Source organism: Pseudomonas sp. HPB0071 (assembly GCF_000478505.2).
GTDB classification, from domain to species: Bacteria; Pseudomonadota; Gammaproteobacteria; order Pseudomonadales; family Pseudomonadaceae; genus Chryseomonas; species Chryseomonas luteola.
Genome location: NZ_KI517372.1, coordinates 1 through 20,243 on the forward strand (window position 1 = coordinate 1; position 20,243 = coordinate 20,243).

Sequence of the window (20,243 nt, forward strand, 5' to 3'; positions counted from 1 at the left end):
CTCTGGGCTCTCTGGGCTCTCTGGGCTCTCTGGGTCGACTTGGCTTTTGGCCAAGTCGACCCAGACCTCCCCGACGCCACATTCTCGAATGGCAGAGAGATCCTGAGGCTCGGTCAGCAGGAAGCTGCCGCGCCAGAATGGGTGTCGAACCCAAGAGCCGGCGAGCTTGTGGATGTACATGCCGAGACGAAGCTCGGATACGGGAATGCGTTTTACCAACTTATTTTCCTTTCTGAGTTGGGTGGTTAGGCGTGCGCCGAGGCTGGCACCCAGCGGTAGAGCGGAGGTAAGGTCACGCCAAGATTCTTGGATCAGCCGGAACCGCCGAAATTTCCGTCAGCCGATCAACATGGCTTTGTCTCGCGCTCGGTCGATGCGTTCCTGCATCGCCTGCATGACTTCTTCGTGGGTGTACGACTTGGCGTTGGGGTCGTCGGCCTCTCGGAGAGCTTCCTCGACCTCGCGGGTCATCCGCGCATATTCTTCCGGCCACAGCGCTTGCTCCATGCGCAGCGACGCCTGCCCAAGCAGGTGCAGCAGGCCGAACAGCCGCATGTCATTGGTGGCGACGACGTGCTCTCGAATCCGCTCCTGGATCACCTCGCAGGCCCGATGCGCCTCTGGCGTCGCCGTGCCCTCGTAGCCGGCTGGGAGTTCTGCTTCTTCAGCGATTCGCGCCCAAGCGATAGCCAGCGCCTCGATGGTGGACAGGTTCATTTGCTCATCCACTTGCGCAGCAGACGCTTTTTCAGGGAGGCGCGCTCTTGCGGATTGCGTCCCTTGTGGTTGGCAATGCGATCCGCCGTGGCGGCCTGGCGCTTGATGGGCCAGTAGGAGCGGCCATCCTTACCCATCGACCAGACGTTGCTGACCTGGTTTTCCAGTAGAGGCAGATGGGCGCATAGAGCTTCCGGCGACGCGCTGGCCAGCGCGGTGCGCTCGTGGGTTCGCCAGCGCTGATGCCAGAGTTTCTTGTCCTCGCGCTCGCTACGGCAGGTCGTGTGCCCAACGATGGGCGTTTTGCGGCGGCTGCGGCTCATGATGTGGTTGTCTCCAAGAACATTCAGGACAGGCTTTCTGGGTAGAGCGCCGTCAACCGGGACAGGGTTTCTTGCACTTGTTCCAGCGAGGTCATCAGATGATCAACCTGATCCTGAAGATCCACGGCGAGATCAAATAGCTCAGCCACTCGGCTGCGTGATCCCTCGTTGAACGCGGCCATTGCCAGTTGATGCAGCTTCAACAGGTCGGTGCGCAGTTGCGGAGGTGCGCCGTCTGCGCTGTCATTCAAATCGCCGCGCAGCACGTCCACGGCATCGACTGCACGCAGCAGTGCCGTGGTATCGAAATTCTCGGGAGTCAGTTCGTCCCATTCGTCGTCGGTGATGCGGGCTGCCATCAGGAGAGCTCCGATTAAGCGGTTGCGAGCGTTAGATGCCCGATCGGCTCGGCTGCTGGCCGTACCTTGATTTCGATGTCGTAGCCGAGGCGATTCAGACAATCCATCAGCTTGCGTTCGGATAGATTGGTGAAGTCGCCGCGCATCATGCCCGACACCTTCGGTTGCGGGATGCCCATGCGTTTGGCCGCCGCTTGTTGAGTCAGCCCAAGGGCGCGCATGGCCCTCCTGATCTCGACCACCAGGCCGGTCTTGATCTTGAGCTTTTCAGCGTCAGGCAGTCCAAGGTCGGCAAAGACGTTGCCCGAGCTGCGCTGAACCTCGACGCCTTCAATGATTCGTTTTTGCATTTCGTAGCTCCTGTGCCAATACCTCGGCCACCTTCAGCCGAGCGCGGATGATGTCCATGTCGGCCTTTGGCGTGGCGATTCCGCTCTTGCTCTTCTTCTGGAAGCAGTGCAGGACGAACACCGCTTCCGCAAACTTGACCGTGTATACCGCTCGATAGGTGCCGCCGGCATCGTCTTCGACGACCTCCAGCACGCCGGCACCACCGAACCCCTTGAGCACCTTTGCTGCGTCATCCTGATCGCCTATCTGCGCCAACGAGAGCGCGTAACCGAAACGGCGACGCACGTCGGACGGCAACGCCATCAAATCCTTGTGGCTGCTCGCGATCCATTCGAGCGGTTTTTCTTTGTTTGTCATGACGGAATTTTATACCTGTTCAGGTAATGATGTAAACGCGGCAACCTCAAGGAGGTGTCGTAAAACATTTGTTTTGCGACAGGCTGTCAGCCGCCGCTGTGCTACCTGTGCAACACCCCCTCAAAAATGTACGGAAAACTCTATCGCTATTCACTATTATGCGGAAACCTGTTTTTGATGGTTATCCGCCTATGTTGGTTGGCTACATGCGCGTGTCGTCGGACTCCGACCGCCAGAGCACGGACTTGCAGCGCGACGCGCTGCTCGCCGCCGGCGTCGATCCGCGTCACCTGTTTGAGGATCGTGCCTCTGGCGCGAAGGATGACCGTGCCGGCTTGGCGCGGGCGCTTGAGTTCGTTCGAGCCGGCGATGTGCTGGTGGTGTGGAAACTCGACCGGCTCGGTCGCTCGCTGTCGCACCTGCTCGCCATTGTGACTTCGCTCAAGGACAAGCGGGTGGCGTTCCGCTCGCTGACAGAGAACCTGGACACTACGACGCCCTCGGGCGAATTCCTGTTCCAGGTGTTCGGTGCGCTCGCGCAGTACGAGCGCGCCTTGATTCAGGAGCGCGTCGTCGCGGGCTTGGCCGCCGCACGCAAACGCGGCCGGATCGGCGGCCGGCCGCAGGCGATCACTGGTGAGAAGCTGGACGCCATCGTCGCCGCGCTCGATGGCGGTATGTCTAAGGCGGCGGTGTGCCGCAACTTCAATGTCAAGCGCACTACGTTGATCGAAACATTGACGCGAGCAGGTTGGCGTGGTGCGGGAAGGACGGTCGATGAGCAACAAGAATAAGCTACTCACCGTCTTTTCTGACGCAGAGCAGGAAGCCTTGTACGGCCTACCGGACTTCGACGATGCTCAGCGGCTGGAATACCTGGCGTTGACCGAATCTGAACTGGCGTTCGCCAGCAGCCGGCCTAGCCTGCAGGCCCAAGTCTATTGCGTCTTGCAGATCGGCTACTTCAAGGCCAAGCATGCTTTCTTCCGCTTCGATTGGCATGAGGTCGAGGACGATTGCGCCTTCGTGCTGAGTCGCTATTTCCACGGCGAAGCGTTCGAACGCAAGGCGATCACCAAGCATGAGCACTACAGCCAGAGGGGTCAGATCGCCGAACTGTTCGGCTACCGGTCGTGGGCGGCTAGCTTCCTGCCGCAACTGGCACAGCAGGCTGAACAGATCGTGCGGCGCGACGTAATGCCAGGATTCGTGGCCGCCGAACTGATCGTTTGGCTCAGCGAGCACAAAATCATCCGGCCCGGCCACACCACCTTACAAGAGCTGGTCAGTGAAGCCCTGTCCACCGAACGCAGGCGCTTGGGCGGCTTGCTGGCAGAAGTGTTGGACGAATCGGCCAAAGCTGCGCTGGGCCAGCTCCTGGTGCGTGACGACACCCTGTCTCAACTGGCAGCGCTCAAGCAGGACGCTAAAGATTTCGGCTGGCGTCAGATGGCAGGGGAGCGCGAGAAGCGCGCCACGCTGAAGTCCTTGCACGGGATCGCCAAGGCGCTGCTGCCCAAGCTCGGCATCTCGCAGCAGAACCTGCTGTACTACGCGAGCCTGGCGAACTTCTATACCGTCCATGACCTGCGCCACCTGAAGGCGGAGCAGACCCGGCTCTACCTGCTGTGCTATGCCTGGGTACGTTACCGGCAGCTCACCGACAACCTGGTCGACGCGATGGCCTTCCACATGAAAAAACTTGAGGACGAGAGCCGCACGGGTGCGAAACAGTCCTTTGTCGCCGAACAGCTGCGACGCCATCAGGAAACGCCGCAGGTTGGCCGCCTGCTGTCGCTGTACGTGGACGACAGCGTGGCCGATCCGACGCCGTTCGGCGAGGTGCGCCAACGCGCCTACAAAATCATGTCCAGGGAATTGCTGCAAAACACGGCGCAGCGCATGAGCGTCAAGCCACTGAACAAACTGGCGCTGCACTGGCAGGCGGTGGACGGCCTGGCCGAACGCATTCGACGCCATCTACGGCCGCTGTACGTCGCGCTCGACTTCGCCGGCACGGCCCCCGATAACCCATGGCTCGCGGCGCTGACTTGGGCCAAGAGCGTGTTCGCCAAGCAGCAGCGCCTATCACAACGGCCACTCGACGAATGTCCGGCGGCAACGCTGCCGAAACGCTTGCGTCCGTACCTGCTGATGTTCGATGCCGAAGGCACGCCGACAGGCCTGCATGCCGATCGTTACGAATTCTGGCTTTACCGTCAGGTCAGGAAACGCTTCCAGGCGGGCGAGCTCTACATTGACGACAGCTTGCAGCACCGGCATTTGTCCGACGAGTTGGTTTCGATGGACGAGAAAGCCGCCGTGCTCGCGCAGATGGACATCCCCTTCCTGCGGCAGCCGGTCAGTGCCCAGCTCGATGCACTGGCGGCCGAGTTGCGTGCGCAATGGGTGGCGTTCAATCGCGAGCTGAAACAGGGCAAGCTGACGCACCTGGAATACGACAAGGACACGCAGAGACTGACCTGGCGCAAGCCCAAGGGGGAGAACCAGAAGGCGCGCGAGCAAGCTCTCTACGAGCAACTGCCATACTGCGATGTCGCCGACGTGTTTCGCTTCGTCAACGGCCAGTGCCAGTTCCTGTCGGCGCTGACACCATTGCAGCCACGCTATGCGAAGAAGGTAGCCGACGCCGACAGTCTGATGGCGGTGATCATTGCCCAAGCCATGAACCACGGCAACCAGGTTATGGCACGTACCAGCGACATCCCGTACCACGTCCTGGAGAGTACCTACCAGCAGTACCTGCGCCAGGCGACGCTACATGTGGCCAACGATTGCATCAGCAACGCCATCGCCGCACTGCCGATCTTCCCGCATTACTCGTTCGACCTCGATTCGTTGTACGGTGCCGTTGATGGGCAGAAATTCGGCGTCGAGCGACCAACTGTGAAGGCGCGCTACTCGCGCAAATATTTCGGCCGCGGCAAGGGCGTCGTCGCCTACACGCTGCTGTGCAATCACGTGCCGTTGAACGGCTACCTGATAGGCGCACACGAGTACGAGGCTCACCACGTGTTCGACATCTGGTACCGCAACACGTCGGACATCGTGCCGAGCGCGATCACCGGCGACATGCACAGCATCAACAAGGCCAACTTCGCCATCCTGCACTGGTTCGGACTTCGTTTCGAGCCGCGCTTCACCGACCTCGACGACCAGTTGCAGGAGCTGTATTGCGCCGATGATCTGGCATTGTACGAGAAATGCCTGATCCGGCCGGCTGGCCAGATCGACCGGCAACTCATCGTCGGTGAGAAGGCGAACATCGACCGAATCGTCGCCACACTGGGCCTGAAGGAAATGACGCAGGGCACGCTGATCCGCAAGCTGTGCACCTATACGGCGCCGAACCCGACGCGGCGCGCAATCTTCGAGTTCGACAAGCTCATCCGCAGTATCTACACACTGCGCTACCTGCGCGACCCGCAACTGGAGCGTAATGTTCACCGCTCGCAGAACCGCATTGAGTCCTATCACCAGCTACGCTCGACCATCGCCCAAGTCGGTGGGAAGAAGGAATTGACCGGCCGCACCGACATCGAAATCGAGATCAGCAACCAGTGCGCCAGGCTGATCGGCAACGCGATCATCTTCTACAACTCGGCGATCCTGTCCCTGCTGCTGACGAAGTACGAGGCAGCTGGCAATGCCAAGGCGCTGGCGTTGATCACGCAGATGTCGCCAGCGGCCTGGCGGCACATCCTGCTGAACGGGCATTACACCTTCCAGACTGACGGCAAGTTCATCGACCTGGATGCGCTCGTGGCGGGACTGGAGCTGGGCTGACGGAAATTTCTGGGATTCCGGCGTACAACCCCAGGTTGAATTTAACCGCAGAAGAGCCGAGCTGGCTGTTCAACTGCATCAGCAAAACCCCAGCCTGACAGGCAGCGCCCTTACCCAGGCGGTAGACGCCCTCCTTCGACGATAGCCCTCCTCTCAAGCGCACCGCTTTCCAGCGGGGCCTCTGCTCGCCTGTACCCCTGTCGTTACCCTCCCGCTGTCCCAAAACCTCTCAAAACGCCCCAGATTCGCTCTAAACAGTTGCTGCTTTCGTGTGCCAGATCGTAATCAAGGCGCATCGATCAGTTCGGCTCTGTGCTGTTTTAAGTTAAATGCAAAAAAAAGTATGCAGTGGTACCAGCTTCGCTTAAAGAACAGAGCCTTTAAGCCCTGTGCATAACCCAGGCACGGTGTAAGGCCAGGCTTCTATGTATTTATGTTCCCCGACTTCGCGCCTACAGGCGCGCGGGGTCCCCAGGTGCTTCCTGGAGTAGCAGAGTTGCCTGAAGGTCTTAGCGCCCTTCCAGCTGCTGCACGCCGCAAGCGTCGTTTAGCAGCTTCACGGCGCGCCTTTGGCTTCGTCTCGCAAGCGAGCCGGGGTAATCAGTGACGGAGGTGGCTGAAAGCCCTTCGCTTGCTCCAAACGGAGCGCGCTGACAGAAGAGCGCAGCGCTCAACGCAGGCAAAAGCGGGAACAGGCCATGTGGGCGCGCAGGGGGGCCGTGGTGAGGGGGACCTCTGCAGGGTTTTGCAGGGTTTTCCCAAGGCTAAAAACGCCGCGCAGCCCCCGCCGTGGGCCGTATAGAGGCCTATGCAGGGGTGCAGAAAAAGCGACCTATTTAGCCCGCAGGCGTCGTGGGGGGACGATTGCGCGCGCCGGGTGCTGGAGCATGGAAAATTTCTCAAAATTGCACCAGTGCGGCCGCGCGGGCTTTTGCCGTGATCGGGCCGCGTGAGGCTGGCCTAGGTCTTACCGTTGGTCGGTAGCGGGGCTGGAAAGCAAGGGAAGCCAGCGAAGATGGCGACTGGTCGAGTGGCGGCATCGTTGCGCCGGGTCGCTCCGCCGTGCATCATAAGCGGCGGTCTTTTGTCTGGACCAAACGGCTGAGGCTGAAGATGCGCCCGGCAAAGAGAATTCATTGCACCTGGAGCGGCCTGTAACAGCTGGCCAATCGAGGGGAGAAAAGCGTAGCGCGTAGAGAAATATTGCAGACACAAAAAAGCCCGGCTGGTAACCGGGCTTTTTTGAACAATTCGGAACAGGCTCAATCTTGGCGGAACGACCTGTCCAACACAACGTATGACTGAGGCTTAGTATGGCAATCAGTGCACTTTCGTGCAAGCCAAAAAAAGTCCACTCATCGCTCAGTTGCGCCCCCTTGGGCTGTAAATGACGCGATTATGTGGTAGGGCGTATGTGACACGGGTCAACAACGGCGGCAACTTCTGCGGCCACGATCCTGCAGCACCACGCCTCGATTTAAGGAGCAGCACCGACAAGCAGCGGCCTAAGATCTTGCGCGCCCTGCAGGAGCGGACTCGTTACTATTTCAGTAATCCTGCCTGCCTCCCCTCCTTGAACGCAGCCAATCAAAGCACTCGACAGCAGCGCAGTGAGCGGCGCGAGGCTTGTCTGCTTGCCCTTTCCGTTATCATTGAGTTCCTGGACCTCTCCTCCCTTCGATGTGGTGTCCCAACATCGACCGGCTTTATGTCTCTTACGGTTGAATACCTCTGCAGCTTTACTGGCATGAGCCAGCGCCGGATGGAACGCGCCCTTGCCGATCTGAAGCGCGCTAACATCGTGACCATTGCCCAACCCAGGCAGCTGCAGGCTGATGGCTCCTGGAAAGGACTGGCTGCAGTCAAAGCCGTGTCGCAGCATTTGTTTACCGCGTTTGGCCTGACCGAATGGCTCAAGCATGAGCGAGAGCGTGCAACCAAGCGCCTGGCCAAGAAGGCAAGCAAGGCCGGCGGTACACTGACTCAATGGGCACGAACGCACCTGGTGCTCGGTGGCCGGAGTGATCGAGCAGCCAACAAGTTATCCAGTCGACTAGGTCGAACCAGGATAGATCCGCAGATCTGGTCGAAGGCCAGGACCGAGCTAGCCATTGCGCTGCAGCTGCAGCACCCCGACTGGCCTGCTACTGCAGTAAACAAAGAAGCCGACCGGATACTCGCCGAGCGATACGGCGCAGCCTGAGTTGTCCCCTACCCTCTCTGTCCGTGACTAAAGGCCTTTTCACCGAGCCTTTCCCTTTGAATAGCTGCCCTTGAGCATGTGTTATCGATGCACCGTACTCTGGTTGCAGCAAGGCAGGACCAATCCCTGTTATCCAATTTCAATTAAGTGTCGGAATGATTGACGTTAGGTGTCATTCATTAATCAGTCCGTTAAAGAAACAGAACAGCAATGGAGCCATGCTCCATTAAGAATGCTCCCCATCGTCGCGCTAAAGCGCGAGGGGGTCCCCTCAGCTAAGCCAACCATTTCTGTCCTCCTGAACTCGCACCGCTCCAGAGGCTGTAAGCCTTTGGCTTTTCGCCACTTCACGGTGCCGCCTTACGGCATAGGCGCGCAAAGCGCGCCGGTAATCAAGATAGAGCAGCTTGAAGCCTGCATAAACGCTGGCAAACTTGATTTAGCGAATTAGCTCTTTAGCGAAATCGCTAAATTTCTTGCATTCAGTTTTAAAGAAGCTATGCTTGCACCGTTCTTAGCGAATTAGCTAATTCGCTAAATAGCGACTCACAAAGGGAGGGTAGTGATGGCCTTAAAAATTGCCGTCGTGTCTCAGAAAGGTGGTGTAGGCAAATCAACATTTTCACGTGCATTAGGCGCAGCCTATGCCGGTGCTGAATGGACTACTTTGATTGCTGATATGGATATTCATCAAACGACTTCACGTGTTTGGCATCAGCGTCGATTAAAGGCTGATATTAAACCTGTCATTGATGTCCAGACCTTTGGTAGTCCTGCACAAGCTTTAAAGCTTGTAGACAGCTATGACGTAGTGATTTTTGATGGTGGTCCGCAGGCTACCCGTACAACGGCAGAAATCGCAAAAGCTGCTGATCTCGTCGTCCTTCCTACCGGCTTGGCCATTGATGATCTTGAGCCTACGACAGTGCTAGCTAATACATTGGCTGATAAAGATGGTGTAGATCCCAAGCGAATTGTTTTTGCATTGTCTCGAACAACTGGGTCCCCAGCTGAGCAACAAGCAGCACGTGAGTATTTGGGATATACCCGCTTTGAATGTCTGGCCGGTACGATCCCTGAAAAGCCAGCATTGCGCCAAGCACAGGACAGCGGCCTATCAATCATAGAGGCTCGATTCAAGGGACCTAGAGATGCTGCGGACGAAGTCATACAAGCCGCAATTCTCAAACTCGAATCTATTACTGAATAACTAGCTAAAACGCTATTTAGCGAATTCGCTAAATAGCTATATTACCGGAGATATGTAATGGCTGGACCAACCAAAAAGCCTGGCATTAGTAAAGGGACCCCACCACCGGCAGGTGCTACAGTTGTGGGTTCAGAGAATACCCAAAAGGTCGGAGCTAAGGATTTAGTCGATTTGAACTTCAAGGTCCCTGAAGACTTTCGTCTTGAGTTTCAAGAGAGGCGGTTACGCCACCGCATGAAGTCGGGTAGGGCATACCTGGAGTACTTGCTTGAACTAGATAAGAAAGTGAACAGCTGATTCAAAACGGAGAAAAAGCTCTGACCTTTTTCTTTGGAAATTCTCGCTAAATAGCGATTTAGCGAATTAGCGATGTGATCAGCGGGGGCTCTGACCTCCCCGCTGATCTGTAACACACAAACATCCTGCGAGAGATTTTTATATGTCACATATGCAGTATACAGCAGTGCTCAATACTTCCCTCTCTGATGCCAGAAAATTGCCGTACTGGCACCTTGCCATATACATGGCTAAGCTGCGCCCTCGGTTTCGCGTGTTGCTTTTGAATCAACTGGCGAAGGGGGGCAAATGGGAAAAGAAAAAGACTGTAGTAGGCAGCTGAGAGCGCTTTTAAAACGAGCCCAGGTATATGTGGCGTATTATGCGAGCCATGAGAAAAACACAGCGGCTCAGGATCTAGCAGCCCAGATTGATGCCCTGCTTGCCTCGGATAAAGATGACTCTGATTTAGCTAAATAGCGAATTCGCTATTTAGCTAAATCCAATATGCTCCGCTCTTTCCTATCTAGGAAAGCGGCAATAAAGGTACGAAGCAATGCTCATCATTCGACTAGAAAGCGGCGTAACCTTAAACCTTGAACGATCTGTAGGCAGTGCGGGAAAGCATGGGATTTGGGAATTTCACCGTGCGGCTAACTCTTACATGCGCCCGCCGAACTACACGCCTTTCCGACATGCCGCGATACTTCCATCAGACCCAAGTGCTAACCAGAAGGTTAGCGTAGCGATTTGTGCTCCGGGGATGCCGGAGGCGGAGTGGATTCCAGTAGGGGAGGGGATCGCCACCCATGAGGAGTGGTAACTAACTTTGAATGACTATGAAGCCTGATAGGAGGCTTCATAGTCATTAGGTATATTTATTCGAGGCGCAGATCAGGCTCCGGCATGTGTACAGCTGCACTAGGCGTTTCGAGGCGCTGCCAGGAATAGATTTCGTCCTCTATCTCAAAGGCAAGATATTCCGCTTTGTTACGTTGATCATAGTCATATTCAACCCATCTCCCTCGAATACGCTTGGCTAAGACCACCCAGCGAGTCTCTCCGCCGTTATCTTCACGAAGCGTCAACCAAGCGCGTTGAATGTCTTCAGAAGGAACTCCCTTAATCCATTCATTAGCCTGATCGTCCTGTTGTTGTATCCCTGTCATTACCTACCCTCATACATGACTGCACAACATTATGCTTTCTAAAGGACTTGAAGTCCTTACAGTATAGAAAGCTGGTCATCCGACTGCATTAGCGCGGCAGCCTCCCGTTTGAACCGGGACACTGTACTGGTCGAGCAGCCGAGCAGATCCGCCGTTTTACGGACGGAGAAACCCTTAGCCAAACACTCCTGAATCCTACGCCGTTGCTCCTGGTCAGTTTGCCTTCCCCGGTATAGGCCGGTGCTCTTGGCTTTCTCGATACCTTGTATTTGCCGCTCGCGCCGCAGGTCGTAGTCCTTACGCGCAAACGCAGCCATGAACTCTAGAAACATCTGGCTGATTGCTCTAAGCATCCATTCCTGAATTCCATCCTCGCCCGTAGGTTTGAGTACGGCATGTGTGATGGGCAGGTCGAGCGCGACGACCTGGAGGCCTGCCGCTGCGATCTGGTTACGCAACTGCTCCCAGGCCGGTCTGGGGAGGCGGGTCAGACGGTCGACTGATTCGACCAGGAGTACATCACCAGGTGAAGCGTCAGCAAGTAGGCGCAGCAGCTCGGATCGGTCCACTGTCGTGCCCGAGGCATTCTCTATATAGAAGGCAGCGATGCGGACACCTTGATCTGCTGCAAAGGATTGGAGCGTCTTTCGAGCGCGATTAGCGTCCTGGTCGTCAGTGCTGGCTCGAAGGTAGGCGCGGATGAACATTTAAGGCCTCGGGTGTAGTCGTTAGGTGTAGCGAATTATAGGTGTAGTCGTATAAGTCCTTTTACCTATTTATCGCAACACCTGAAAGGCCTGTTTTGGGTGTAGTCGCTGGGGTATACCCTAATGACATATGCAAATCGTTCAAGATCAGGTCTTTGCAGGTATGGTAATTTGTAAGCGCTGCCGGCTCTGGCTATCTAAATTCAAATTGCTGGTCTTTTGATGGTCAGTGCCGTAGTTCTGCTTTTGGTTCTGAATGGGTGTTTATGGCTATGCACAAAAATGGGATGCGCCCAATTCATCCAGGAGAGATTCTGCGAGAAGAGTTTTTAAGTCCGTCAGGTACGCTAACCGCAAGCTTTGCTCAGGCTGCCTCTATCCCAGAAACCACACTGAACGACATCCTGTTTGAGCGTCAGGAGATAACACCTGACCTGGCTCTGCTACTCAGTAATGCTTTAGGTACTACAGCTAAGTTCTGGATGAACCTTCAGAGCGCGTACGATTTACGCGTGGCCGAGCTGGCAGAGAATGCCGACTCATGGCATTCAGGATCAATTCGAGAGGGATTGGCCGAGGCCGAGGCCGGTCAACTAACCGACCTTGAGGATATCAACTCAAAATGGGTAGGCCGTGCAAAAACGCATTTATCCAAAGACAGTTCATAGAAAAACCTCCGTTTGGAGGCTTTGTTGAAGCAAAAGGGTAGCGAACCGATCAAGCGCTGTAGCGCGATACTGCTGGCCAGTAACAGTAGGAATTTGTAAGGGACTTAGGGCTAGAAAACCCAGGTTAAAATGTCACGGGGTGTATGGAATGTCCTACACATGTAAGTAGCCAAGATAGCTGTTTTTATGGCCTATCCAGAACCATGTTTTACAAGGCGCCTGTGTTATCACATCGCGTCAATAAGGATTTAAGTTGACCCAACAACTAGACACTGCAGACAGCGTGCGCCGTGAGGTAGCATCCCGTACCGCGCAGAAACATAAAGCTGAATTCGGCCAATTCATGACGCCTTCGAGCGTGGCCCGCTTTATGGCGTCCTTGTTTCCTCCCTGCACTCTGCAAACCTGTCGTCTACTAGATGCGGGTGCTGGGGTAGGTGCTCTGTCCTGCGCCTTTCTAGACCGCTGGATGGCTGGAGGCTTTGACTTTAAGACGGTTGAGGCTACAGCTTACGAAATTGACGAAAATCTACGTGGGCACCTTACGCTGCATTTGGGCGGATACCGTAATGTAACGCCCCGCGTCATTGCTGGCGATTACATTGAACTGGCGACTACAGAGGGTCTAGGTGATCAAGGCTATACCCATGCGATACTTAATCCACCTTATAAGAAGATCAATAGTCAATCTGCCCACCGGCTAGCCCTACGTAGCGTCGGTATCGAAACGGTGAACTTATATTCTGCTTTTGTGGCGTTGGCTGTAGGCCAATCATCACCGGGAGCGCAGATCGTAGCCATTATTCCACGCAGTTTTTGTAACGGACCATATTACCGGCTATTTCGTGACTTTATCCTTGAGCATACAGCGATCCGCCATATGCACTTGTTCGATTCACGAAACAAAGCTTTTAAGGATGATGAGGTTTTGCAGGAAAATATCATCATTCGTTTGGAACGCTGCGGCAAGCAAGGGCCAGTCACAGTTTCTACTTCTACGGATGACAGCTTTTCCGATCTAACCTCTAATGAACATCCATTCGATCGAATAGTGTTTCCGGATGATCCAGAGCGATTTATCCATGTGCCAACGACAACCGAGAAAAGTATCATCGAACTATCGCCAGCCGTGCGGTATTCCTTGGCTGAAATCGGCGTAAAGGTGTCAACTGGGCCTGTAGTCGATTTCCGTCTGAAAGCGCATCTACGTGATATGCCCGAACCAGACTCGGTACCCTTGATTTATCCTGGGCACTTAAAAAAAACCGGTACCGTCTGGCCTGTCCCAGGCTTAAAAAAGCCGAACGCTATCATGCGCAATGAAGAAACTGAAAAGTGGCTTTATCCAAATGGGTATTATTGCGTAGTGCGCCGCTTCTCTTCAAAGGAGGAAAAGCGTCGTGTAGTAGCAAGTGTAATTGATCCTGCTGCCTTTGGTGATCATCCGGTACTTGGATTTGAAAATCATATGAATCTATTTCATATGAACAAACAGGGCTTGCCTGAAGCTCTGGCTCATGGGCTGACCGTATTTCTGAACACGACGGCAGTGGATGAGCATTTCCGGCGCTTCAACGGCCATACACAGGTTAATGCAACTGATCTCAAACTAATGAGATACCCGAGTCGTGACACTTTGATAGAACTGGGCAAGTGGGCTATGCAGCAGGAAATGCTTACGCAAGAGTTGATCGACGATAAGTTAGGAACTCTAACTGCATGAATAATAAAAATGACTATATCGAGGCCGCGCAACAAATTATTGTTTCCCTGGGCTTACCTCGTGCACAGCAAAATGAACGTACTGCTCTATGTTTATTAGCTCTTTTGAATCTTACACCTGATAAGGCATGGAGCGATGCGGAGAACCCACTTATAGGCATTACGCCAATAATGGAATGGGCACAGCAGCATTATGGTAAGGAGTACGCACCCAATAGCCGCGAAACCTTCCGCCGCTTTTCTATGCATCAATTCTGCGACGCCGGCATCGTTCTCTATAACCCAGATAAGCCTGATCGCCCAGTAAATAGCCCAAAAGCGGTTTATCAGATTGAACCTGCTGCACTGGCTCTATTACGTACTTTTAACTCTCCTGCATGGCATGACAGCCTCGCCGCTTATTTAGCTGACCGACAAACATTGATTGTCCGTTATGCCAAAGAGCGTGAGCAAAACCGCATTCCGGTTGAGATCGCACCTGGACAGAAAATCACCCTCAGTCCTGGCGAACATAGTGAACTTATACGGGCTATTATCGAAGACTTTGCTCCTCGCTTCGCACCGGGTAGTGTATTGGTTTATACCGGTGATACAGGTGATAAGTGGGGTTACTTCGATGCTCCTTTACTGGCCGGGCTAGGAGTTGATGTAGATACACACGGCAAGATGCCTGACGTGGTTTTACATTTTACAGAAAAGAATTGGCTGCTATTGGTGGAGTCAGTTACTAGCCATGGACCAGTGGATGGAAAGAGGCACGCTGAGCTTGCTAAACTTTTTGCCAGCTCAACGGCTGGACTAGTCTATGTTACAGCCTTTCCTAACCGGGCTATTATGGGGCGCTATCTTAGTGAGATTGCTTGGGAAACCGAGGTATGGGTGGCAGATGCGCCTTCTCACCTAATCCATTTTAACGGAGTTCGCTTCCTCGGCCCTTATACAGAGTAACTAATTATTAAATTTAAAAGGCTAAACTGCAAAGCTTTCTTTGTGGTTTAGTGGCGGTATTCGTGAAAAACTAAAAAATCCGGATAGGGCTGAAAATTTAACCTAAGCAGTATAAATCCAAAAATATTCATGAAGATCCAATAAATCATTTGGGCTATAATGAATATTTTGGATTTTGGGTGGTGATATTTCAGGTGGATTGGTCAGCAACTCTTTTAGAGTTACTTATAAAGTTTGTTTTGGAAAGCGGAGACTTGTAATAGTCTTCGTCTAGAAATCTAAGGAGCCTTTTCAGATCAGCCTTATTTTCTGGAATTACTATAACTTCTGTAATGCCTTCCATCTCCGTTTGGAAAGGAATGTTAAACTCTATGGCTGCTGCCTTTATCTCATTTAAAGGGACAGCTTGAAGAATCCCGCTTTGCTGAATTAATGATATTTTTCTTCTGACCCATGAGTCAGCTATTTCGAGAATTACATTAGTGTTTACTGATTGTATTACGTTTGATGCTACAAAATCAGTGACATCTTCATCTGTTGCTAATTTATAATGTTCGCTTAAGTCAAATATATGGCGTGCAGCATGAAAGCTGAAAAATTTTAACCGTTTGTTTTCCAATGTAGCAGTTAGCTTATGATCTATGGTTAATCCAATTCCATCAACTTTCCTATAAACATTAGATGAATGAAAGATGGACATGCCATTTGTTGAGATTATTTTTCTCCTGTCAAAATTTTGTAGTAAAACTTTGACACTGCCTGTTGTTGTTCTATAACCTGTAAATAGCGCTTTAATTTCTTTGAAAAAATCTTCTGTAGGCTCTACTTCCTCGATAGACAAAGGATTCTCAATGGCTGGTATGAGATCATCAATGTCATCAAAGTTTTCTATATAAAGCATTTCGCCATGGTCTGGTTTGTATTTCCCATCAAACTCTATTTCTTGTTCTATGTCATCAAATATAGATTCTTGATGCTTTAGATATTCTGTGAATTCGGTTTGAACTGGCTGTGACAAAGAAAAGCGGACGATTCTTTTGGCTGGATCGGATGTTAGAGCAAATAGGGTTAACATTTTTTACTCCATTAGCATTCCATCGGAAATTTTTTTTACAGAGGTTATACTTTTAGGGGACAATATTTTTCTATTGGATATCAGTATATAGACCATGCCGTCATCAGATTCTACTTTGTAAAATCTATATTTAAATAAATATAGAATTGGGTGAGAGGGAATATTTGAAATAACCCATGCCGTAATAAATATGATTCCAGCTATTATGAAGGTGTACAACAGATCTACCTCCATCATTTTCATCATGATTGGAGTCGCATAACTTACTATGAAGACGATAAGGAAATAGTCAGCAGACTCTACTTTTTTAGCCTTAAAATTTAGGCTTTCTGATTCCCTTTTAAGCTACTCTAAAATAAGGAAAGGGAGCGCTATGCCGATGAGTGATATTGTTAATAGCTGCCATGTTAATGTGTCGGTTTCGCCGGTTGAATAATATCTGACGCATATCAGGACTAGCAGTATAGGCGAAAATGATGATACGAAAAGTACTGTTTTAAGCCAGTTTTTCAATTTGGTTACCAAAAAAATTCACATAACTAATTTTAGTTTTTATTTAATGTAATTACTTGTCTTCCAGACGGATGGATGACGGAGCCTCTATGATTAATGTTTAAGTAATAGCACAGGAGCTCCGTTTGTTAAAATATGTTATTAAAACAAGCCCGGGGGCTCATCCTCTGGGTTCCAGCTGAAGATCAACACTTCAGAAGCGCTCGCGCTTTTACCGCCTCCGCCGACCGTATATTTAAGGCCGGTCTTCTCGATGTGGTAAGCGCTGAATACCTCGCGGATCGCTGGGTGATCGTTCAGGCTGATGATGGCCTTGCCTTTAAGTTGGCCTAGCACGCGGGCCATTTCCTCAAACTGCTCAAAGCCGAACGGCACACCATAGCCTTCCGTTTCCCAATACGGCGGGTCCATATAAAAGAACGTATGTTCCCGGTCGTATTTCTTGATGCAGTCCTGCCAGGACAGGTGCTCGATGTATGTCTGGGACAAGCGCAGGTGTGCAGCGGACAGGTTCTCCTCGATGCGCAGGAGATTCAGGCCGGGCGGCGTCGTGGTGGCAGTACCATAGGTCTGACCTTCAACCTTGGCACCAAACGCCGACTGCTGCAGGTAATAGAAGCGGGCCGCGCGCTGGATGTCGGTCAGGGTTTGCGGATCGGTGAGCTGCAGCCACTTGAACACCTGTCGGCTGGACAGCGCCCATTTGAATTGCCGGACAAACTCTTCCAGGTGATGCTGCACAACCCGGTACAGGTTCACCAGGTCGCCGTTGACATCGTTCAGCACCTCGACTTCGGCCGGTACTTGCCGCAGGAAGAAGAGGGCCGCGCCGCCGGCAAAGGGCTCGACATAGCAGGAGTGCTGCGGAAACAGCGGGAAGATACGGTCAGCCAGGCGGCGCTTGCCACCCATCCAGGGAATGATTGGGGAAGTCATCGTGAAGTCCTTTTCGTGTGTTGATTTGGTTTATTGCGGTAAGGCAAGTTCGTAGGGTTTAAAGCGGATTACCTCATCACCGATCCACTCGTTGAGCTGGGCCAGGCGCGCCTGGACGGGTTCGAGTTCGTTGGCTGCGTAGATCAGCGCCGCGTCCCGGATTGAGCCAAAGCCCCCGGCGTTTTGCGGCACGATGCCCATGAGCTGCGGCGGAATCCGTAGGCCAGCGAGCATGTCGTCGCGGCTGATGTTCTTGATCGAGCCGAAGTCATCCTTGGCCGCCACCTCGCTGATGGGGATCAGCTGGATGCCGTCCTTTTTGCCGTTGGGCGAGTACATGAACAGGTTGCGGAAGTTGCCCGGCCCCTTGGCTGACTTGAGGGCCTGCCGCATGGCGTCCACATCGCCCTCGTTCTGGGCCGGGTCGGTCATGTAGAGAATGAAGCCGGCGTGGCTGCCGTTGTTGTAATACTTGCGGCGGAAGAGAGTGGCTGACTCGTTCAAGAGCGCCGACTGCAGCGCAGCGATCCACTCGGGCAGGCCGTAGATCTCCTGGTTAATGTCTACCTCGCGCAGGTGGTAAATCGAGCCTAGCTCAAAGGCATGTTCCTCCCTCCAGGCCTGGACCATGTAGAACTGATCGTCCTTGCCACGGCGCATGTATTTAGCCAGGGCAGGGGAGAGGGTAAGCGTACTGCCCAGCATCGAGCGGCGGCGCTCAAGGTAAGCATTGCCAAAGGTCAGCCAGTCCAGGACCAGCTGCTCGAAGGCTGCGCGGCTCAGGAGCTTATGCGGGATAAAGGTGCGGGCCAGCATGTTGCGTTTGAAGTTAAGGCCCGACTGCAGGTAAACGCTGGCCCGAACGGATTTAGCCAAGCCATCGAATGAAAGCGGCGGGTCGTAGTAACGGCCGTTAAACCAGCACTCCAAATAATCGAGCACCTCGCGGCTGTCGAGTACCGGGACGGCATCGCCAAAGGTAAAGGCTTCGATACCGGCTGAGGAAGAGCCAGTCGCCAGCACCGTTTCTGGTGGCGGCGTTTGAGTGGTCGTGCTCATCAATGAATCTCCATAAAGCCGGTATTGGCAGCGGTCTGCCCTTCGAGCGGCTCATTGTGTAAGGCGTGAAATAAGGCCCAGGCGAGATCCGCATGGCCGGTCTCTTCATTGCGCCCAGCGGTGTAAGTGAATTGCCGGCCGCTTGCGGTCACAGTCTTGCGAATGGCCATGAGCGCAGCGGCCATGTCGGTCCAGCCAGCATCGAATTCGAGGCGGCCGTTCTTGATCACGTCATAGGCTTTGAGGATCAGGCGCGTCTTGACCTCGGGCGAATAGCTAAAGGTGGTTACGGCGGGGAAGAACTGCTTTACCAGCTGCGCAACGCCTGAGCCCATGCCGGTGGTATCGATACCGATATAGGTCACCCAATAGCGCTGTGTGACCTTGCGAATAAATTCAGCCTGGGCGGCAAAGTCCATACCCTTGAACTGGTGACGTTCCAGGATCCGGAACTTGCCGCCGGGCACGAGCGGCGGAGCCACCACGACCAGGCCTGCGGTGTCGCCGGTTTCCGCCGGGTCATAACCTACCCAGACTGGACGATCCCCCAGCGGCCGCATGGCAAACGGCTTGTAGTCCTCGGCCCATTCAACCCAGCTGTCCACCATGCACGGCTGCAGCATGGCCAGCGGGAAGATCGACGCGCCGTCATCCACGAACTCGCACATGAGCAGGTTCTGGAAAGCCTCGGCCGCGTACTCCAGGCGCAGCTCGTCCAGGTCGAACAGGTTGCAGCCACGTTCCTCTGCATCCAGGATCGTGACGATCTGACGCCACAGGCGGTCCTCGCACAGCCGGCCCTGCTGCAGGGCGCTGTGGGACACGTCGATCTTGATGTGCTGTGCGGTCGGTTTGCCCTTGTTGAAGCGCTCGCCGGTCCAGAAGTTATAGGCCTCATGGGCCATGGAGCTAGGCGTTGAAAAGTAGGTACGGCGGTACTGCTTCTGCATCGCCATGCCGGAGGCGACCTTGTTCAGCTCGTTGAACTTGAACGTCCAGAAGAATTCGTCAAAGTAGAAGTTGCCGTGATAGCCCTGGGCGGTGCGGGCATTGGTGCCCAGGAAATGCAGCTCGGCCCCATTGGACAGGATGATCGGGTCGCCGCTCAGTTCGGTACCGCACACCTCGCGGGCAAACGACTGGATATAGGCCTTGAAGATGTGCGCCTGGTTTTTCGAGGCGGACAAAAAGATCTGGTTGCGGCCGGTGGTGAGCGCATCGATCAGGGCTTCGCGGGCAAAGTAATAGGTGGCCCCGATCTGCCGGCTTTTGAGAATCGCGCGGGTCCGCTGGTTGCCGGCCCGATACCAGTCCTTCTGGTAGTCAAAGCAGCCATCCAGGAAGGCCTCGGTCAGCTTTTCGATGTCCTCTTCGCTGAACTCGTTGCGGGAGGGTTTCTTCTTGGGTCCCTCGTTACGCTTGGCAAGATTCGGGTTCAACTCGGTCTCGGTACCGCCGTCCTTGAAGCGCTGAATGCGTGCCTGACGCTCCAGCTGCCGGTGCAGGAGATCAATCTCCTTGAAGTCGCCGCCGGTCTTGGCTTCCTTCAGGATCAGCTGCACCAGGCGTGCCTCAAGCGCTCCGCCAATGCGCTCGACGTTATCGGCCCGGTCCCATTCGTCGCGGGTCTTCCAGCTGTGCAGGGTCTTTTCTTTCTCGCCGGTGGCCTCAGTAATTTCGGAGATCCGCCACCCCATCCAGTAGAGAAACTTGGCTTGGCGGCGTGTATCCATCGGCAGGGTAAGGGTGGCTTCGTTCATGACAGGACTGGCTGTGTTTGATGGCCGTCAGTCTGCCGCCTCGATCCTCATCTGCTTAGCACCGCATCTTGTAAACGGCCGAT

At 53.9% G+C, this 20,243-nt stretch carries 20 protein-coding genes; 8 read left to right on the forward strand and 12 right to left on the reverse strand.

Annotated elements, in window-relative coordinates:
- The 6 genes from HMPREF1487_RS27155 to HMPREF1487_RS25920 form a co-directional block, all read right to left on the reverse strand.
- Positions 1–219 (reverse strand): DUF3391 domain-containing protein (locus HMPREF1487_RS27155; protein ID WP_010799763.1); only part of this gene is annotated, 219 nt, incomplete at its 3' end.
- Between the two features lie 117 nt (positions 220–336).
- Positions 337–717 (reverse strand): hypothetical protein, encoded by a 381-nt coding sequence (locus tag HMPREF1487_RS25900; protein WP_001054412.1) that lies wholly within the window; start codon positions 715–717, stop codon positions 337–339.
- The gene (locus tag HMPREF1487_RS25905) at positions 714–1,040 is read right to left on the reverse strand and encodes a hypothetical protein (RefSeq protein WP_000091614.1); all 327 of its coding nucleotides are present in this window, start codon (positions 1,038–1,040) and stop codon (positions 714–716) included. Before HMPREF1487_RS25905 ends, HMPREF1487_RS25900 begins: the two co-directional genes overlap by 4 nt.
- A 23-nt stretch (positions 1,041–1,063) precedes the next feature.
- A complete protein-coding gene (locus HMPREF1487_RS25910) occupies positions 1,064–1,399 on the reverse strand; it encodes a hypothetical protein (protein ID WP_000741275.1) in 336 nt (111 codons plus the stop codon).
- Between the two features lie 14 nt (positions 1,400–1,413).
- Positions 1,414–1,749 carry a helix-turn-helix domain-containing protein gene (locus HMPREF1487_RS25915; RefSeq protein ID WP_001172026.1) on the reverse strand — a complete coding sequence of 112 codons (336 nt, stop codon included), beginning with the start codon at positions 1,747–1,749 and terminating at the stop codon, positions 1,414–1,416.
- Entirely contained in the window at positions 1,730–2,107 is a 378-nt protein-coding gene (locus HMPREF1487_RS25920; protein WP_003151133.1) for a type II toxin-antitoxin system RelE/ParE family toxin, read from the reverse strand. Before HMPREF1487_RS25920 ends, HMPREF1487_RS25915 begins: the two co-directional genes overlap by 20 nt.
- 191 nt (positions 2,108–2,298) lie before the next feature.
- On the opposite strand from HMPREF1487_RS25920, the gene HMPREF1487_RS25925 reads away from it, so the two are divergent.
- From HMPREF1487_RS25925 to HMPREF1487_RS27640, 5 genes are all read left to right on the forward strand, one after another.
- Complete coding sequence (locus HMPREF1487_RS25925; protein WP_010465829.1) at positions 2,299–2,901, forward strand: recombinase family protein; 603 nt, start codon at positions 2,299–2,301, stop codon at positions 2,899–2,901.
- Positions 2,885–5,914, forward strand: coding sequence for a Tn3 family transposase (locus HMPREF1487_RS25930; RefSeq protein ID WP_010799689.1), 3,030 nt, complete (start codon positions 2,885–2,887; stop codon positions 5,912–5,914). The genes HMPREF1487_RS25925 and HMPREF1487_RS25930 overlap by 17 nt, the downstream gene beginning before the upstream one ends.
- A 1,387-nt stretch (positions 5,915–7,301) precedes the next feature.
- A complete protein-coding gene (locus HMPREF1487_RS25935; protein WP_154982436.1) occupies positions 7,302–8,117 on the forward strand; it encodes a hypothetical protein in 816 nt (271 codons plus the stop codon).
- A 565-nt stretch (positions 8,118–8,682) separates the two neighbouring features.
- Positions 8,683–9,327, forward strand: coding sequence for a ParA family protein (locus HMPREF1487_RS25945; RefSeq protein ID WP_010799765.1), 645 nt, complete (start codon positions 8,683–8,685; stop codon positions 9,325–9,327).
- 585 nt (positions 9,328–9,912) lie between these two features.
- The gene (locus HMPREF1487_RS27640) at positions 9,913–10,083 is read left to right on the forward strand and encodes a hypothetical protein (protein ID WP_010799768.1); all 171 of its coding nucleotides are present in this window, start codon (positions 9,913–9,915) and stop codon (positions 10,081–10,083) included.
- Between the two features lie 398 nt (positions 10,084–10,481).
- On the opposite strand, the gene HMPREF1487_RS25960 is transcribed toward HMPREF1487_RS27640, so the two are convergent.
- Together HMPREF1487_RS25960 and HMPREF1487_RS25965 are read right to left on the reverse strand one after the other, a co-directional pair.
- A complete protein-coding gene (locus HMPREF1487_RS25960) occupies positions 10,482–10,772 on the reverse strand; it encodes a hypothetical protein (RefSeq protein WP_010799770.1) in 291 nt (96 codons plus the stop codon).
- A gap of 56 nt (positions 10,773–10,828) precedes the next feature.
- Positions 10,829–11,479, reverse strand: a complete 651-nt coding sequence (locus HMPREF1487_RS25965) for a recombinase family protein (protein ID WP_010799771.1) — start codon at positions 11,477–11,479, stop codon at positions 10,829–10,831.
- Between the two features lie 266 nt (positions 11,480–11,745).
- On the opposite strand from HMPREF1487_RS25965, the gene HMPREF1487_RS28640 reads away from it, so the two are divergent.
- The 3 genes from HMPREF1487_RS28640 (at position 11,746) to HMPREF1487_RS25980 (ending at position 14,817) form a co-directional block, all read left to right on the forward strand.
- Positions 11,746–12,147, forward strand: a complete 402-nt coding sequence (locus HMPREF1487_RS28640; protein WP_010799772.1) for a HigA family addiction module antitoxin — start codon at positions 11,746–11,748, stop codon at positions 12,145–12,147.
- A 253-nt stretch (positions 12,148–12,400) separates the two neighbouring features.
- Positions 12,401–13,870: an Eco57I restriction-modification methylase domain-containing protein gene (locus HMPREF1487_RS25975; protein WP_010799773.1), complete on the forward strand. Its 1,470-nt coding sequence runs from the start codon at positions 12,401–12,403 to the stop codon at positions 13,868–13,870.
- Positions 13,867–14,817, forward strand: coding sequence for a BsuBI/PstI family type II restriction endonuclease (locus HMPREF1487_RS25980; protein ID WP_010799774.1), 951 nt, complete (start codon positions 13,867–13,869; stop codon positions 14,815–14,817). The genes HMPREF1487_RS25975 and HMPREF1487_RS25980 overlap by 4 nt, the downstream gene beginning before the upstream one ends.
- A gap of 190 nt (positions 14,818–15,007) precedes the next feature.
- On the opposite strand, the gene HMPREF1487_RS26575 is transcribed toward HMPREF1487_RS25980, so the two are convergent.
- From HMPREF1487_RS26575 to HMPREF1487_RS26005, 4 genes are all read right to left on the reverse strand, one after another.
- Complete coding sequence (locus HMPREF1487_RS26575; protein WP_010799775.1) at positions 15,008–15,892, reverse strand: Kiwa anti-phage protein KwaB-like domain-containing protein; 885 nt, start codon at positions 15,890–15,892, stop codon at positions 15,008–15,010.
- 654 nt (positions 15,893–16,546) lie between these two features.
- The gene (locus tag HMPREF1487_RS25995) at positions 16,547–17,341 is read right to left on the reverse strand and encodes a DNA adenine methylase (protein ID WP_010799777.1); all 795 of its coding nucleotides are present in this window, start codon (positions 17,339–17,341) and stop codon (positions 16,547–16,549) included.
- Positions 17,342–17,371: 30 nt separating this feature from the next.
- Positions 17,372–18,400 carry a phage portal protein gene (locus HMPREF1487_RS26000; RefSeq protein ID WP_010799778.1) on the reverse strand — a complete coding sequence of 343 codons (1,029 nt, stop codon included), beginning with the start codon at positions 18,398–18,400 and terminating at the stop codon, positions 17,372–17,374.
- A complete protein-coding gene (locus HMPREF1487_RS26005) occupies positions 18,400–20,160 on the reverse strand; it encodes a terminase ATPase subunit family protein (protein WP_010799779.1) in 1,761 nt (586 codons plus the stop codon). The genes HMPREF1487_RS26000 and HMPREF1487_RS26005 overlap by 1 nt, the downstream gene beginning before the upstream one ends.
- Positions 20,161–20,243 lie beyond the last annotated feature (83 nt).